The sequence below is a fragment of the Ruegeria sp. AF2 genome, from assembly GCF_056542025.1.
Map to the genome: position 1 here is coordinate 97,648 of NZ_JBQFZC010000007.1, position 15,648 is coordinate 113,295.

Below are 15,648 nucleotides of genomic sequence, written 5' to 3' on the forward strand. Positions count from 1 at the left end.
TTGATGCCAGTGGGCTTGATTCGACGGCGATTTCCGGCAAGGCTTGTCATATGAACATGCAGCCTCCCAGCCGGTTCGGGTCCGGCTCTGCCCAGATGCCGGTCGCGTTTGACCGGCGCGAGATGTCTCAAATCCTGTCTGTTTATGGCCGAATGGTTGCTGCCGGTGAATGGCGCGACTACGGAATCTCGAACCTGCGGGATATGGCGGTGTTTTCGATCTTTCGGCGCACGGCGGAACATCCCATTTACAGGGTCGAGAAGCACCCGCGTCTGCGGCTACGTCAGGGCATGTATTCCGTGGTCGGCATGGATGGGCGTATTTTGAAGCGCGGGCACGATCTGCGCGCGGTTCTGAGGGTTCTGGAACGCAAGCTTATCCGTGCGGTTGACCTGGATTAGAGCCTTTTGTGCGCTGTAACCGGCCCGTCACCCTGGGCAGCGATCCGGGCAATCGCTTGATCCATCGGTTCGAGCGCGACGGCCATGTGATAGGCGTTGGCGTGAAGTAGAAGGTTTTCGGCGGCAACCCAGGCAACATGGCCTTTCCAGAACAGCAAGTCTCCGCGCCGTGCGGGATCGCCCTCGGGCACCGATCCACCAACTTCGCGTTCCTGATCGCCGCTGTCTCCGGGACAAGGAACGCCGCAGGCGAGCAGTGCGAGCTGCACGAGGCCCGAGCAATCCAGCCCGAATCGACTGTTACCACCCCAAAGATAAGGGGTGCCGAGAAAAAGTTCGGCCGCGGTAACGGGATCGGTCAGCAGGGAATAGGCGGGCACGGCATGCACCCCCGGAATGAACCCGATTGGCGTTTCCAGAAACCCGCTCTCCTCAGACAGAGCCCTGATTTTGCTTCCAAAGCTCAGCGAGGTCAGATCGCGGCTTTTAATATCGGGCTTCTCATAGGCATGGGTCGAAGCGGCGACGATCCAGTGAGTCTGTGGCTCAATTGGTCCCAGATGGTCCGTCGCCACCCATCCGGTATAGCCGTCCTTGCTGGCTGAGATCTCGCTCCAGCCGTTTTGGTCGTCCAAAACAGTGACCGTGTCGCCGAACAATAATTGCCGGTCGCGCGGACCGTCAGGGTGGCGCAGCAGGTCTATGACCGGTTGAATGATGCGCGCCTGAGTCATAGGCCAAGGATCTCTGGCAAAGCACCCAGAAGGGCACGCGGGCCTTGGCCCAAACCACCCTTGCTGCGACCGGGTTCCTTACTGCGTTGCCACGAATAGATGTCAAAATGCATATAGCGACTTTCGGCAGCGAACCGGCGCAGGAACAGTGCCGCGGTGATAGAGCCTGCAAATCCACCAGAAGGCGCATTGTCGAGGTTAGCGATGCCGGGTTCGATCATCGCTTCATAGGGGTCATGAAAAGGCATACGCCAGACCGGATCAGCGGCAGCCCGGCCAGCATGCGCCAGCACGTCCGCGGCTTTGTCGTCATCGGTATAAAACGGGGCCAGATCAGCGCCCAATGCAACCCGGGCCGCGCCAGTCAAAGTGGCCATCGAGATGAGCAGGTTTGGTGCCCCTTCATGCGCCAGAGCAAGGGCATCGGCCAGCACCAACCGACCCTCGGCATCAGTGTTGTTTATCTCAACCGTTAGCCCATTGCGCGCCGTCAGGATGTCGCCGGGGCGGAAAGCATTGCCCGCTACTGCGTTTTCGACCGCCGGGATCAGGACCCGTAATTGCACCTTCAGATCCAGCGCCATGATCATACGGGCCAGACCCAGCACATTGGCCGCTCCGCCCATATCTTTTTTCATCAACCCCATCGAAGCACCGGGTTTCAGATTCAGGCCGCCGGTATCGAAACAGACCCCTTTCCCAACTAATGTTAGTTTTGGCCCGTGGTCACCCCAGTTCATCTCGATCAGACGCGGGGCCTGTTCGGCAGCACGCCCGACCGCGTGGATCATCGGAAAATTCTGTTCCAGCAACGCATCGCCTGTGATGACCGAGATGTCTGCGCCGTGTTCCAGTGCCAGTGCCTCAACCGCGTGTTGTAATTGCACCGGGCCCATGTCCGAAGCGGGTGTGTTGACCAGATCCCGTGTCAATGCCTCGGCATTGGCCATGATTTCGATCCGCCGGGCATCTACGCCCTCGGGCGCGATCAGCGTGGCGTTAGCCGGGCTTTGCGCTGCATAGCGATCAAAGGCATATCCCGTCATCAGCCAGCCCAGGCATTCAGCCTCAAGCACATCTGCGGGAACGCCCGAGGCGATATGATAGGTGCCCTTGGGCAGCGATTCTGCGGCAGCGGCTAGCGGAAATCGCTTGCGTACCCGTTTTGCCGCGCTGCCATATCCCGCCATGGCAAACTGCGGATTACCATCTGTGCCGGGCACCAGAAGTGTTTGACCCAGAGCTCCGGAAAACCCATCGGCCGCAACCCAAGCTCGGATATGATCCGGCTGATCGGTCAGCCAGCTTTCAAAATCTGATTGCTCTAACACATGTAGTGGCAGCGATGGGTCGGAGGCAGGGGCGAAGGACAGGGTCATGCGTGTCTCGGCTGGTTGGATTTTCGCCCAGACTATCTGTCTGCGGCGCACTCGCAACCCCCTCTCAGATAGATAGATCTTGTTGGTCCCAGACGGCAGTCAGCGATCGCTCGCCCACCCGGATCAGGCGGCTCAGAGTCGCCCCTGTCGCGACCGCATCGCCAGCGTCGACAGTACAGGCTACATCGCCTGCCACACGTGCCAGTGCTGTCATGCCGATTTGCTCGGATATGGCTACGAGAGATTTTGCGCATTTGCGCAGCCCGGCCCAATCGCGTTGCCGCCAAAACCGTTCACAATTCGACAGCCGCAACGCCAGTTCTTCAACCGTGCGGCACAGCACGTCCATGGCGTTGGTGTCGCCGAGCTGATTGTACAGGCTGCTCAGGCGGTCCGGGTCCAGACGCACGGGTTCCTTCTGTTCCAGTGTGATAATCTTGTCCACCACATTCACCCCAATTGAAATGCCCCCACGGCACAGTCAGAGATTGGCGGCAAAATACTTTGCAAAACCTTGCACCGGTTCAAAAGAATGGGTCGAATTTTCTGAGAATTCAGGCTTCCACGCGGTTCTGTGGGCAAAACCGGGCGAGAGTCCGGTCACACCTCTTGCGTTGACGCTCACTTGCTGCCAGTACCATAGAAACCGGACAGAGAAGGACAGGATCATGCCGATTACCACTGACGAGCTGGCCGCTGCCCGTACCGCCTGGGGCGATGGGTTGATTGCGATCTCCAAAGCTTTTGAAGACGGTGGGATCGATGCGGCCCGTTCCGTTGCCGAGGGTGTTCTGGATGCGGCATACGGCTATAATCTGGGTCCGGTCCTGTTCAAACCAACTATGGCATCCGGAGATCAAACCTTTCGCCCGACTCGCCACGGTGCACTGGCCTATTTTGTCGGTCACGATGCCGAATTTCCACTTGATGGCGGTTTCGGAATCAAGGGTTGGCGCGAAATGGCAAGTGAGACATCGGCCAGCTTCGTCGAAGGCGATGTCGCCATGTGGATGGGCAAGGTCATTCTGACGGATAGCCAAGGTAACATCACGCAAGTCGACAAAAGCTTCGGCTACAAAAAAGACGCTGACGGAGTGCTTCGCATCGTGCTGCACCATTCGTCGCTGCCTTACCAGCCGCCGGCCTAATCCTGCGGGCCATACGATCGGGCCTCTGAAATTACGTCGATTTTTTGATATGTTTCCGATGATGTTGTCAGAATTGGATCGAGCTCATGAAATTGATTAAACGCATTCTCGTCACCCTACTGGTGATCATTCTGGCGCTTGTCGGAGTATCATATCTTTTGCCTGGTCAAGCCGAGGTGTCCCGCAGCATCACAATCGACGCACCAGCCTCGGCGATCTTTCCCTATGTGAATTCGATGCAGGAGACCGAGAAATGGTCCCCCTGGCTGTCCCGAGACCCCGAAACCAAGCTGAGCTATAGTGGCCCGGAAGCGGGCGTCGGAAACACGCTGAACTGGGCCTCGGACAACCCGCAGGTGGGAATCGGCTCGCAGGAAATCACCGAGAGCACCACGGATCAGTCTGTGCAAACTGCACTGGATTTTGGCCCGATGGGGGCAGCCACCGCCTCGTTCCATTTGCGGCCAGAAGGATCAGGCACACAGGTTACCTGGGGATTCGTATCCGACCTTGGTATGAACCCCATGTCCCGCTGGATGGGCCTAATGATGGACAATTGGGTCGGCGGAGATTACGAGCGCGGGTTGGAGAATTTGAAGACGCTGGTTGAGGGACAGGGGTGAAGGATCAGGCAGGAGGCATCTCTCTGATGACTGCTTTGAGGCCATACCAGAAACGATTGATGAACTGTACGTGCGCTCATAGCAGTCCATTTGCCGCGCAGGAGTTTGAGTTCAAGCCATCGTGCAGCGCAAATAGCCGCCGCTGATGCGGTGTTCAACTCGGTTCAGGCCCATACAGAACGGGGCGTGGATCGTTTGGTCCTTCGCTTCAACGCCATTTGTAGTACCTACCATTTTGACGACAGCTTAATCGGGGCGACCACCGACAACCCGTCTGTTATTGAATATCAAATCGTGAAGACCGTAGGTTCGAATGTGCAAGTTGGTTTCTCGAAAGCCACAGATTCGATTTTGATGCTCTGAACATTTGGAAAGGTGTGTTTATGAGGCGAACGGTATTGATGTTAGCTGTTTTGGCATTAGCGGGATGCGCTTCAACCACCACTCCTCCATCAGCACCTATTCCAAACCCCGGTCGCGCGAGCGCGCCCGTCAGTTCACAACAGGCACAAATAAGGTTCCGTCAGGTCGCCTCACGAATAGAACCTGTGGCAGAACGAGAATGCCGCCGCCGCACTAAGAATGTGAATTGTGATTTTTTGATCCGCATTGATCCAGACAAAAAAGCACCCTCAAACGCGTATCAGAGTTTAAGCAAGTCGGGGCGCCCCGTTATCACAATGACTCAAGCGCTGATACGGAATGTAAACAACACTGATGAACTTGCATTTGTTATGGCGCATGAGGCCGCTCACCACATTCAAGGGCATTTGGCGCGACAGGCCCAAAATGCGGCGGCTGGTGCGGTGCTTTTGGCCGGTCTAGCAACAATTGCGGGGTCAGGGCCGAATGACATTGCCGCAGCACAAGACATTGGAGCCTTTGTTGGCGGCCGCAGCTATTCAAAGAACTTTGAATTGGAAGCTGATCGACTAGGCACTGTAATAGCCTACAAAGCGGGTTATGATCCACTCAAGGGTGCGCTGTACTTCGCACGAGTTCCTGATCCTGGTGATCGCTTTCTGGGGACGCATCCCCCAAACTCTCAAAGATACCATGCGGTAAAAGCGACAATGTCCCAGATCGGTGGCTGACCAACTGGTGCTGGATAGGCAATGGCAACGCATGCACAGGGCGGCTTTGCCCCGCAATATTGCCATCTCTGCCCGTCCACAAAATAATAAACCCCACTGGCGGTGCAGCGGGGTTTAATAGAGTCATAACCAACTGGCGAAGGTTACCCCTTCTTCAGAACTTCACGGCCCAGCAATTCTGCAATTTGAACAGCGTTCAAAGCCGCGCCTTTGCGCAGGTTGTCCGAAACGCACCACAGGTTGATGCCATTCTCAACCGTCGAATCCTGACGGATGCGGCTGATGAACGTGGCGAAATCGCCCGCACATTCGATGGGCGAGACGTAACCACCGGCTTCACGCTTGTCGATTACCATGATGCCCGGTGCTTCGCGCAGGATGTCGCGGGCTTCGTCTTCGTCGAGGAACTCTTCGAACTCGATATTCACCGCCTCGGAGTGGCCAACGAATACCGGAACGCGAACGCAGGTTGCGGTGACCTTGATCGACGGATCGACGATCTTTTTGGTCTCGACAACCATCTTCCACTCTTCCTTGGTCGAGCCGTCTTCCATGAAGACGTCGATTTGAGGGATGACGTTGAAAGCGATCTGTTTCTGGAACTTCTTCGGCTCAACCTCGGTCGTGGGATTATAGATGGTCTTGGTCTGATCCCAAAGCTCATCCATGCCTTCCTTGCCGGCTCCCGACACCGATTGATAGGTCGAGACGACCACGCGCTTAATGCGTGCACGGTCATGCAGCGGCTTCAGCGCGACCACCATCTGCGCGGTCGAGCAGTTTGGGTTGGCAATGATGTTTTTGTTTTTATAGTCGTGGATCGCCTCGGGGTTACATTCCGGCACGATCAGCGGAATGTCCGGGTCATAGCGATAGAGCGAGCTGTTATCGATCACCACGCAGCCAGCCGCTGCCGCCTTGGGGGCGTAAACCTTTGTGGCCTCGGAACCCACGGCAAACAGCGCCATGTCCCAACCAGTGAAATCGAATGTGTCCAGATCTTTGGTAGTGAGCGTCTTGTCGCCAAATGTCACCTCAGTACCCAGCGAACGACGGCTTGCCAGAGCAGCAAGTTCATCGACAGGGAACTGGCGTTCCGCCAGGATGTTCAGCATTTCGCGGCCCACGTTGCCCGTGGCGCCGACGACTACGACGCGATAGCCCATTTCATGTCTCCAAAGTTAAGGACGCGCGTTCATAGCCGCGTTGCGGCAAAGAAAAAAGAGGGGTTTCGGCTTATTTCACCCCGTCACACCGATTTGACACAGTTCAGTACCGTTCAGGGTTGTTTCAGCAACGATCGATAAACCTCGATAATCGCCTGCGCTTCGCCTTCGATTCGAAAATTCTGTTCGACATGGGCGCGGGCGACTTGCCCGGCGGAAGCCAGCGCTGCGCGGTCCTGCACCATATCCTCCAGCGCGTCGGCCAGTGCAGGGGCATTGTCTTTCTCGACCAGTCTTCCGGTCTCACCATCCTTGATTTGCGCACTGAACGCTCCGACCCCGTGACTGGCTATGGCGGGCACGCCCGAGGCCATCGCTTCAAGCGGTGTAAGGCCGAACCCTTCGTGCCGTGCGGGCGCAACGAACAGATCGAGCGCGCGATAGGTCTCGACGATCTCATCCCAGGGGCGCTCACCTAGAAAATGAACGCGGTTGCCCAGCCCGGCGTCCTGCAGCTTTTGCTCCTGCTCAGCCTGAAACGCCTCAAATTCGTTGGTGGTACGCCCGGTGAAGATCACATGCGCATCGGGGTGATTAGGCAGCACCTTCAGGGCGGCATCGACCAACAAGTCGACCCCTTTCTGAGGGCGGATGCGGCCAAAGCAGCCGATCAACAACCCGTCTGGCAGGCCAAGCTTTTGGCGCAGGGCGTGTTTGTCCTCGGCGGGGTGAAATAGCTCGGTGTTGACGCCATGCATGATGACAGTAGCGGGATGCTCCAGAAAGGAAGCGGCCTGAGGCGTCGTCGCGATCAACGCGTCCATTTTCGAAATCAGCCGCTTGGTGAACCCGGAATGATCACGTTGCGCGGCTGAGGTGAATAGCAGTTTGTAGTTGCGTCGAAGCACCGAACGCAAGACCAGACCCATCAACATCTCGGTATTCCGGCGTGCATGCCAGACGCGTTTTCGATTGGGCAGAAACAAAAGTTTCCAGAGTCTGATATGCGGCAAATCATCAGGTAGACCCGGGCCGGTGGCACGGATGCCGATCATTTTCTGCTGGATTGGCAGCAGTCGGATCACCGTCGTTGTCACGCCCGACAGGGAATGCTTCAGATTGGGTGCAATCACCTCAATGTCCTGCACGGGCGGTCTCCGGTTTCAGTCCACGCTGTCCCGACTGAATAGATAGATCAAGCAGCCAATGGCAAGAGTGACCGCGAAAAAGCCGAAGATCGCCGTATAAGGTGCTGAGGGGCTGATCCCGGCGCTGGCCGCATGGATGCGCCCGGTGGCAAATTGCGCCAGACCGACGCCGCCGACGCCAAAAAGGTTCAGCAGGGTCACGCCCCGCCCGACCAGATGCGGCGGCACGAAGGCCCGGCCATGGGCCATGATCACCGGAAAACTGGCGCCCAGAAAGCCGATCACCGCCAACAGCAGCACCGAGACCCAAACGCCGCTGTTAATCCACAGGCACAGCAGGCCCAGTGCTGCGACTCCCAAGGTATTACCGCCCAGGATCACCCATTTCCGGGTGCCCAGGATACGGTCCAGCGGCCCATAGGCGAAGGTTCCCGCGATCATCGCGGCCCCCATGATCAACGTTGCCGTCCCGATCTGAGCGGTGCTGAGCCCGAACACGTCATTCAAATACGGCCCGGCCCAAAGCCCTCGGATCGCACCCGATGGCGCATAAGACACAAGCATGAGCGGCAGAATGGTCCACAGCGCAGGTTCTTTCAGCAGGTCCAGAAGTGATCCTTTTTGCTCGGTTTTTACCTTTTCAGGGTCATGCACCGTCAGCCAGATCCCTGCAGCCACCGCAGCAGAGATAATCGCCAGACCGGCCAGCGTAGCGCGCCAGCCCATCAGCTCGACCGCCAGCGCCGTGGGGTATGAGGCGACCAGATTGCCGACAGATCCCACGCCCAGCATCACGGCGGCGAGCGTGGCGAATTTGGCAGGTGGAAACTCTCGTGCAAAGATATAGTAGGATGCCATCAGAACCGGCGAGCATCCTACCCCGATCAGCGCCATGGCGAGCGCCACATGGAACGGGGTCGTTGCGACCGCGAACAGGCCAGCCCCGCCAGCCCCGCCGATCAGTAGCAGCACCGCAGAACTGCGCCGAGGACCGACGCGGTCCAGTGCCCAGCCCACCGGAATCTGCATCGCCGCAAAGATTAGAAACCAAAGACCTGAGGCAAAGGCGAGGTCTTCGGGTGTTGCGCCGATATCGCGTCCCAGATCGGTGCTTAAAACTGCCAGAAAAGCGCGGAAAAACTGGCTGAGTACATAGGCCAGACACAAGATCACCAAACCTGCCTGCATTTCTTGACCTATTGTCTAGCTGCCTCGCCCCGATGCTTGGCACGCCGCGTTGATCGGCACAAGTGCCATGATTGAATCGATTGGGGCGGACATTCTTCACAATTGAGCTATCATCACTGCAGATTTTGGATTTTCCGAGTGTGTTATGACCCTCTCAGACTCTGTATTTTATGACTCCGTCCCCATTTCGGACAATTTCCTCAGCCTCAGTGACCCCGCGCAGTTCACACCTTTGCCCGAGACATGGGTGCTGGGCGTCGCCGATATCGTAGATTCTACCGGTGAAATCGCGCGGGGCCGGTACAAGACCGTCAACATGGTGGGGGCGGCCGTGATTTCAGGCATGATCAATGCGCTGGGCGGGCGCATATTCCCGTATGTCTTCGGTGGTGATGGTGCTGGATTCGCCGTATCGGGTGAGGATGCCGAGATCGCGCGGGATACGCTGGCAACATTGCAAAGCTGGGCCGAAACGGAATTCGCAATCACTCTGCGTGCAGCGCTGGTTTCGGTGGCCGACATCCGCGCCGCTGGACGTGATCTGCGTGTTGCTCGCTTTGCGCCGTCCACCGGCGTTGACTATGCGATGTTTACCGGCGGGGGACTGGCCTGGGCCGAGGCTCAGATGAAATCCGGGCAACTTGTTGTTCAACCAGCCGGACCTGACGCGCAGCCCGATCTGACCGGCCTATCCTGTCGTTGGTCCAACAGTCCAGCGAGGGTTGGTCAGATCGTTTCACTGGTTATTCAGCCTACATCAGAGTCTAATGAGGCTGAATTCGCCGCCCTGACTCAATCCATCCTGTCCGTCGCCGAAGGGCTAGAACGCGCCGGTCACCCGGTTCCGGCCAAAGGACCTCCGATGAGTTTCCCTCCGCCCGGCGTCGATATCGATGCCCATGTCTCACGCGCGGGTCGGAATCTTCTGATGCAGAAAACACGCTTGATGATCGGGAATATGTTGATCGGCTTGTTGTTCAAAACCGGGATGCGCCTGGGTCAATTCGAACCCAAGCATTACAAAGAGATGGTCAGTCGCAACGCTGATTTCCGAAAGTTTGATGACGGTCTGAAAATGACGCTGGATTGTGACTCGAGCACGTTGGAAAAGCTCACTCAGATGCTGGAAGACGCGCAAACAAAAGGCAAAATCAGATATGGCATGCACGCCCAGCAAGAGGCGATGATGACCTGCTTTGTTCCCTCGGCCATGCGCGACGACCATGTGCACTTTGTTGACGGGGCCTCGGGGGGATACGCGCAGGCTGCAGCGTCAATGAGGGCCTAAAGCCCTCGAGCGATTTCTGTGATCACGTCATAGGCCATCATCACGTCCTGTTCTGTGGTTTCAAACTGACCGGCCTGAAAGCGGATGACCAGATCGCCATCCACGCGGGTCTGTGTCAGGTAGATCCGCCCATCATCATTGATTGCATTCACCAGCCGCAGGTTCAGATCATCCAGATCGTCGGCCCCATCCGGCTCGTATCGGAAGGTCCAAAGAGACCACATTGGAGGCGTCACGATCCGAAAATCCGGCTCTGCTGCTAAACGGTCATGCAGCGCGCGCGACCAATTGACGTGATTCCGCAGCCGTTCGCGCAGCCCCTCCAGCCCATAGGTGCGGATGACGAACCACAGTTTCAGCGCGCGGAACCGACGTCCCAATGGCACCGACCATTCCGAGTAATTGATGATCCCGTCCTTGCCGTGGGTTTTCAGATATTCCGGGCTGATCGCAAGCGTCCGGACCAGATCATCGGGGTTTTTCAGGAAATGCGCACAGCAATCGAATTGCACGCCCAGCCACTTATGGGGATTGAATACAATGCTGTCGGCCTGATCGATTCCCGGCCAGTAGTGACGATATTCGGGGCAGATCATCGCCGACCCCGCCCAGGCTGCATCGACATGGGTATAAAGGCCGTATTTCTGTGCGATCGCCAGGCAGTGATCCACTGGATCAGTTGCCCCGGTTCCGGTCCCTCCAACACAAAGGATCACGCCCGCCGGGTGGAAACCAGACTCTAAATCTGATTGAATCGCTGCTTCAAGCGCATCGGGGTTCATTCCACGCCAATCACCTTGCACGGGGATGCGCACCAGATTGTCCTGTCCAATCCCCGCAACCCAGATGGCGCGGTCGATTGAGGTATGAACCTCGGAAGAGCAATAAATGCGCAGTGGCTTTTGACCGAACAGCCCCAGCGTGTTGCCCTGCCAGTTCATCGCCTTCTCGCGCATGGTCAGCACAGCCGCCAATGTCGCAGATGACGCCGAATCCTGAATGACCCCGGCAAAACCTTTGGGCAGGTCCAGCGCTTCGCGCAGCCAGTCCATCATTCGTGTTTCCATCTCGGTTGCGGCGGGCGAGGTCTGCCACAGCATACATTGCGGCGCGATGGCGCTGGCCAGGAACTCGGCCAGAACAGACGGGGCCGAGGCGTTCGAATTGAAGTAGGCGAAGAACCGAGGGTGTTGCCAATGGGTAATGCCGGGCATCACGATTTGTTCGAAATCATGAAAGATGTCCTCGATCGGCTCGCCCTGCTCAGGGGGATGCGCGGGCAGAGCGTTCAGGATATCGCCCGGCTCGGTCCGGGCGCGCACGGGCTTGTCGCCCACCGTCAGGTGATAGTCTTGCGTCCACTCGGCAACCTTCTTGCCCCAATCGGAGAATTCATTCCATTTCATCTTATCCGCCTCGGTAGCCTTTTTGTCAGTATCATATGCTAAACAAGTTAAGTAAAGTCCAGTAAACGAAACTCAACCACAACCAACGTTCTATTGCGAAATATTTGGAATTGCGCGAAAATTCCATATGTCAAAGAACTTACCACAGACGTCCCGATCATTGCCGATAGCGTTGTTGCGCGCTCGGGAAAAGGTGATGGGGCCTATTCGTGGTGTGCTAACGGATGCTGGCGTCACCGAGCAACAATGGCGCGTTCTGCGCGTTTTGCAGGAAGAAGGACCTCAGGAGCCTACTCAGATCGCCGAGCGCGCCTGCCTCTTGTTGCCCAGCCTGACGCGCATTCTGAAAAAGCTCGAAGACAGCAAGCTGATCATGAGGCGGCCGGATACCAAAGACCGCCGCCGACAGATTGTCGAAATCAGCGAGAATGGGTTGCAAATTATCGACGCAAATCTGGCGGAAATGTTGGAGCTGGCGGAATACACCCGCTCTTTGCTCGGGGCAGAGCAGCACGAGAAGTTGCTGGACCTTCTGGTAGAGCTTCACCAGCTGGAAGGCTGAGCGCAATGCTCAGAACAGGCTCTAACCAAACTGCTTGTCGTCGTTCAGACCTCGTTCAGGGCCCCAAACGATAAGCATTGTGGGCGGAGAAGGTAATATTCGTTGCCCGTAGATGGTTCGCGTCGTAGCCTCATCCTTACCTTTAACAAACGGTTCAATGCAGATGGATGGGCCCAAACCGCCAGAACCGGCACCGCCTGCACATATTGCAAAGCAGGATTTGAGCGAGCGAGTGGGCGCGCGTGTACGCCGGGCGCGTCAAATGCGAGGCATCCCGCGCCGGATCCTGTCTGAGAACTCGGGCGTTTCCCCACGCTATTTGGCGCAGCTTGAGGCGGGTGAGGGCAACATCTCGATCGGCGTGTTGCACCGTGTCGCACAGGCACTGGATTACAAAGCCGAATGGTTGATTGGTGAAGATGATCCGTGGGATTCGGATGCTTTGCAGATAGTTGAGCTTTTCCGACAAGCCAGCGACGATGTCAAAGATAGTGTCAGGCGTGCATTGCAACCACACCCAGATGAGGATGCACGTGCGCATCGGGTTTGTCTGATTGGATTACGCGGAGCGGGTAAGTCAACTCTTGGCGCTATGCTGGCTGCCGCACAAAGACTGCCGTTTGTTGAACTCACAGCCATGATTGAAGAGATGGCCGGCATGCCCATGTCTGAAGTGATGGCGTTCTACGGGCAAGAAGGGTATCGCAATCTGGAAGCGCAGGCGCTGGATCGGGTGATTGCAGAGCATGATCGGGTCGTGCTGGCAGTCGCGGGCGGGATCGTATCAGAGCCTTCGACCTATGCGACCCTGCTTGGCCGGTTTCACACCATCTGGCTGCGCGCGTCACCGACCGAGCATATGGACCGCGTGCGCGCCCAAGGCGACGAACGCCCGATGGCTGGAAATCCCAAGGCGATGGAGCAGCTCAAGAACATATTGGCCAGTCGCGAGGCTTTGTATGGGCGGGCAAATGCGCAGCTGGATACATCGGGCAGGGCGCCCCATGTTTCGCTGAACGAGCTGCGCCTACTGATTGAGGAACAAGGTTTCCTGATCGAAAAATTGGGTTCTATTTAGGATCTTTCAGCCAATCCTTTTCAAATTCCACCCCGTCCAGTTCCGCAAATCGCCGTACCCGGTCCAATTCGGCCTGCAGGCGGCGGGTTCTTGCGTCAGACCAACGCACCGACCGTTCTGGCCATACGGATCGGACTTGCAACAGTCCACGGTCTCGCTGGGCCTTCATGTCGATGCGTCCGATCAACCGGTGCCCTTCAAGCAACGGAAAGACATAATAGCCGTAGGTACGCTTGGGTTCGGGTACGAACACCTCGATCCGATAGTGGAATCCGAACAACCGCTCGGCCCGGTTCCGGTCACGCAACATAGGGTCAAAAGGGCTGAGAACTCTGATCCGGCCCGGCGCATCGGGCAGCTCTGTAGCGTGTTCACATAGACCGGTGCGGGCGAACACTTTTCGTTCCCGCCCGTCTGCGCATTCGACGCAGATCTCTTCGATTTCACCCTGTGTTAGAGCCTGTTGGCACCAGGATTTTGCCTCGGCAGCGCTTACTGTATCCCAGAACGCGGCAAGCTCTCCCGATGTGGCGAACCCCAGCCGGTCGAGTGCGGCGTTACACAACCAATCCACAGTTTCATTTGCGTCGCAATGCAAATTGCCGGGGCAAAGTTGAGTTTCTATAACCCGCTCTGTCAGGTCATAGCGTTTCTGGAACCCATCGCGTCCAACCACGGTCAGCGCGCCGGATCGCCAGAGATATTCCAGCGCGGTCTTGGATGGATGCCAGTCCCACCAACCGCCAGATCCCTTTTTCTCGTCTTTTCCGACATCGGACGAGCCAACCGGACCATGGTCGCGGATATGTTGTAGGACGGTTTCGAACTTTTGCTCAAACCCGTCACGCCGCCAGTTCTTCCAGCGGGCTTTCAGCATCTCTGCATCCCGCAGGAACCGCAGATGCCAATGGCGATAGAATTCCATCGGGATCACCGCGGCGTCATGTGTCCAATGCTCAAACAGCGCGCGGTCGCGTTCATAGAGGTGTTTGAGGTGGCGCGCACGATAGCTTGGCTTGCGCGCATAAAGGATCATGTCATGCGCGCGGGCGACGGTGTTGATACTGTCGAGCTGGACAAATCCCAAACGATGGATCAGCTGCAACAGGTCTTCGCCTTTGGAGCCACCAGCGGGCTGCTCCAGAAGCGCATGCCGATCCATGAACAGCGCTCGCGCCGCGCGGTTGTCCAGACGTTGCAGCGCCATCTGGCGTTATCGCCGTTTCAGCGTGTCGCCATAGCTGATCTTGGGGGTCAGGGTAACGCGGGTTTCAACCTCGGATTCCGGATCGGCCAACTTCGCCGCAATGATCTCGGCCGCGGTGCGCCCAATCTCGGTCCGGCAGGCATCCATCGTGGCCAGCTTGCGCGGCAGCCCCTGCAGCAGCTCTACATTGTTGAATCCGGCTAAACCGATCTGACCGGGCACGTCGATCCCTTGATCCAGCAAATACAACAGCCCACCCGCACCGATCATATCGTTGGAATAATACAGAAAATCCAAATCAGGCGATCGTTCCAGCATCGCTTGTGTCATCTCGCGCCCCTTGGCCAGCGCCGAGCCACCCGAATAAAATTCACGGTCCTCGATCTCGATCCCGTGCTTGCCCAGCACTTCGGTGAAGCCTTCGAACCGTTTGCGTGCACGGTGATCCAGAGGCATCTTGGTGCCCATAAACCCGATATGCTCATAACCCGCCTTCAGGATTGCCTGCGCCATCTCGCGCCCGGCGCGGCGGTGTGAGATTCCCACCATCGCATCCACCGGCTTGCCATCGGTATCCATGATCTCGACCACTGGTATGCCGGCGGAATCCAGCATGGCGCGCGCGGCTTCGGTATGCTCCAGCCCGGCAATGATCACGCCTGAGGGCCGCCACGAGAGCATCTCGTACAGCACTTTTTCTTCTTTTTCTGGCAGATAGTCCGTGACGCCAACCACCGGTTGCAGTTCAGTATCTTCCAGCACCTGATTGATACCGGTTAGAACTTCGGGGAAGACCATATTTGACAATGACGGGATGATCACAGCGACCAGATTCACCCGGCTTGACGCCAATGCTCCCGCGATCTTGTTGGGCACATATCCCAGCTCTTTTGCGGCGGCTAAAACACGGGTACGGGTGGCATCCGACACATCCCCGCGATTACGTAGCACCCGGCTAACGGTCATTTCGGATACTCCGGACGCTTCCGAGACATCACGAAGGGTAAGCGGGCGTTTTGTTTCTGTTGTCACCGAGATACCTGCATTGTTTGTTTGGCCGATGGTAGCGTGAACAGGGCGAATTGTTCAACTGTTGTGCAAAGCCCATGACAATCTGAAAAAACCCCGCTAGAGAAAACGGCGCGCGGCCCCGTGGCTCAACTGGATAGAGCAGCCCCCTCCTAAGGGGCAGGTTGCAGGTTCGAATCCTGCCGGGGTCGCCAAGC

General features: G+C 57.2%; 17 protein-coding genes and 1 tRNA gene. 8 read left to right on the top strand and 10 right to left on the bottom strand.

From position 1 onward, the window contains the following. Positions 1–50: 50 nt before the first annotated feature. On the top strand, positions 51–401 hold the full coding sequence (locus ACR0NM_RS18180) for a DUF2794 domain-containing protein (protein WP_170399260.1): 351 nt from the start codon (positions 51–53) through the stop codon (positions 399–401). On the opposite strand, the gene ACR0NM_RS18185 is transcribed toward ACR0NM_RS18180, so the two are convergent. The 4 genes from ACR0NM_RS18185 to ACR0NM_RS18200 all read right to left on the bottom strand — a co-directional run bounded on the left by ACR0NM_RS18185 (position 398) and on the right by ACR0NM_RS18200 (position 3,184). Continuing rightward, positions 398–1,135, bottom strand: a complete 738-nt coding sequence (locus ACR0NM_RS18185) for an NlpC/P60 family protein (RefSeq protein WP_170627008.1) — start codon at positions 1,133–1,135, stop codon at positions 398–400. The two genes, ACR0NM_RS18180 and ACR0NM_RS18185, sit on opposite strands and share 4 nt — an antisense overlap. Then, positions 1,132–2,514 (bottom strand): leucyl aminopeptidase family protein, encoded by a 1,383-nt coding sequence (locus tag ACR0NM_RS18190; RefSeq protein ID WP_480616069.1) that lies wholly within the window; start codon positions 2,512–2,514, stop codon positions 1,132–1,134. The genes ACR0NM_RS18185 and ACR0NM_RS18190 overlap by 4 nt, the downstream gene beginning before the upstream one ends. Positions 2,515–2,578: 64 nt before the next feature. After that, positions 2,579–2,968: a hypothetical protein gene (locus tag ACR0NM_RS18195; protein ID WP_480616016.1), complete on the bottom strand. Its 390-nt coding sequence runs from the start codon at positions 2,966–2,968 to the stop codon at positions 2,579–2,581. Between the two features lie 27 nt (positions 2,969–2,995). Beyond that, a complete protein-coding gene (locus tag ACR0NM_RS18200) occupies positions 2,996–3,184 on the bottom strand; it encodes a hypothetical protein (RefSeq protein WP_170627010.1) in 189 nt (62 codons plus the stop codon). On the opposite strand from ACR0NM_RS18200, the gene ACR0NM_RS18205 reads away from it, so the two are divergent. The 3 genes from ACR0NM_RS18205 (at position 3,183) to ACR0NM_RS18215 (ending at position 5,379) form a co-directional block, all read left to right on the top strand. Next, positions 3,183–3,662 (top strand): phosphoribosyl-AMP cyclohydrolase, encoded by a 480-nt coding sequence (locus ACR0NM_RS18205; RefSeq protein ID WP_170399250.1) that lies wholly within the window; start codon positions 3,183–3,185, stop codon positions 3,660–3,662. The genes ACR0NM_RS18200 and ACR0NM_RS18205 overlap by 2 nt on opposite strands. Positions 3,663–3,748: 86 nt before the next feature. Next, positions 3,749–4,285, top strand: coding sequence for an SRPBCC family protein (locus ACR0NM_RS18210; protein ID WP_480616018.1), 537 nt, complete (start codon positions 3,749–3,751; stop codon positions 4,283–4,285). Positions 4,286–4,686: 401 nt separating this feature from the next. After that, positions 4,687–5,379, top strand: coding sequence for a M48 family metalloprotease (locus ACR0NM_RS18215; RefSeq protein ID WP_480444271.1), 693 nt, complete (start codon positions 4,687–4,689; stop codon positions 5,377–5,379). A 143-nt stretch (positions 5,380–5,522) separates the two neighbouring features. On the opposite strand, the gene ACR0NM_RS18220 is transcribed toward ACR0NM_RS18215, so the two are convergent. The 3 genes from ACR0NM_RS18220 to ACR0NM_RS18230 all read right to left on the bottom strand — a co-directional run bounded on the left by ACR0NM_RS18220 (position 5,523) and on the right by ACR0NM_RS18230 (position 8,881). After that, on the bottom strand, positions 5,523–6,545 hold the full coding sequence (locus tag ACR0NM_RS18220; RefSeq protein ID WP_480616020.1) for an aspartate-semialdehyde dehydrogenase: 1,023 nt from the start codon (positions 6,543–6,545) through the stop codon (positions 5,523–5,525). A 113-nt stretch (positions 6,546–6,658) separates the two neighbouring features. Then, a complete protein-coding gene (locus tag ACR0NM_RS18225; protein WP_480616022.1) occupies positions 6,659–7,693 on the bottom strand; it encodes a glycosyltransferase family 4 protein in 1,035 nt (344 codons plus the stop codon). A gap of 15 nt (positions 7,694–7,708) precedes the next feature. Beyond that, positions 7,709–8,881, bottom strand: a complete 1,173-nt coding sequence (locus ACR0NM_RS18230) for an MFS transporter (protein ID WP_480616024.1) — start codon at positions 8,879–8,881, stop codon at positions 7,709–7,711. A gap of 145 nt (positions 8,882–9,026) precedes the next feature. On the opposite strand from ACR0NM_RS18230, the gene ACR0NM_RS18235 reads away from it, so the two are divergent. Further along, positions 9,027–10,169, top strand: coding sequence for a DUF3095 domain-containing protein (locus ACR0NM_RS18235; RefSeq protein WP_170737282.1), 1,143 nt, complete (start codon positions 9,027–9,029; stop codon positions 10,167–10,169). Here ACR0NM_RS18235 and ACR0NM_RS18240 read toward each other — a convergent pair. Beyond that, positions 10,166–11,575, bottom strand: a complete 1,410-nt coding sequence (locus ACR0NM_RS18240; RefSeq protein WP_480616026.1) for a pyridoxal phosphate-dependent decarboxylase family protein — start codon at positions 11,573–11,575, stop codon at positions 10,166–10,168. The genes ACR0NM_RS18235 and ACR0NM_RS18240 overlap by 4 nt on opposite strands. 127 nt (positions 11,576–11,702) lie before the next feature. Between ACR0NM_RS18240 and hpaR the strand changes: the two genes are divergently transcribed. Together hpaR and ACR0NM_RS18250 are read left to right on the top strand one after the other, a co-directional pair. Further along, positions 11,703–12,137, top strand: coding sequence for a homoprotocatechuate degradation operon regulator HpaR (hpaR, locus tag ACR0NM_RS18245; protein WP_170648971.1), 435 nt, complete (start codon positions 11,703–11,705; stop codon positions 12,135–12,137). Between the two features lie 163 nt (positions 12,138–12,300). Beyond that, a complete protein-coding gene (locus ACR0NM_RS18250) occupies positions 12,301–13,215 on the top strand; it encodes a helix-turn-helix transcriptional regulator (protein WP_170649075.1) in 915 nt (304 codons plus the stop codon). Here ACR0NM_RS18250 and ACR0NM_RS18255 read toward each other — a convergent pair. Continuing rightward, on the bottom strand, positions 13,208–14,422 hold the full coding sequence (locus tag ACR0NM_RS18255) for a winged helix-turn-helix domain-containing protein (protein WP_480616028.1): 1,215 nt from the start codon (positions 14,420–14,422) through the stop codon (positions 13,208–13,210). The two genes, ACR0NM_RS18250 and ACR0NM_RS18255, sit on opposite strands and share 8 nt — an antisense overlap. 6 nt (positions 14,423–14,428) lie before the next feature. Continuing rightward, on the bottom strand, positions 14,429–15,454 hold the full coding sequence (locus ACR0NM_RS18260; protein WP_223117273.1) for a LacI family DNA-binding transcriptional regulator: 1,026 nt from the start codon (positions 15,452–15,454) through the stop codon (positions 14,429–14,431). Positions 15,455–15,568: 114 nt separating this feature from the next. Between ACR0NM_RS18260 and ACR0NM_RS18265 the strand changes: the two genes are divergently transcribed. Next, positions 15,569–15,645: transfer RNA gene (locus tag ACR0NM_RS18265), tRNA-Arg, on the top strand. Positions 15,646–15,648 lie beyond the last annotated feature (3 nt).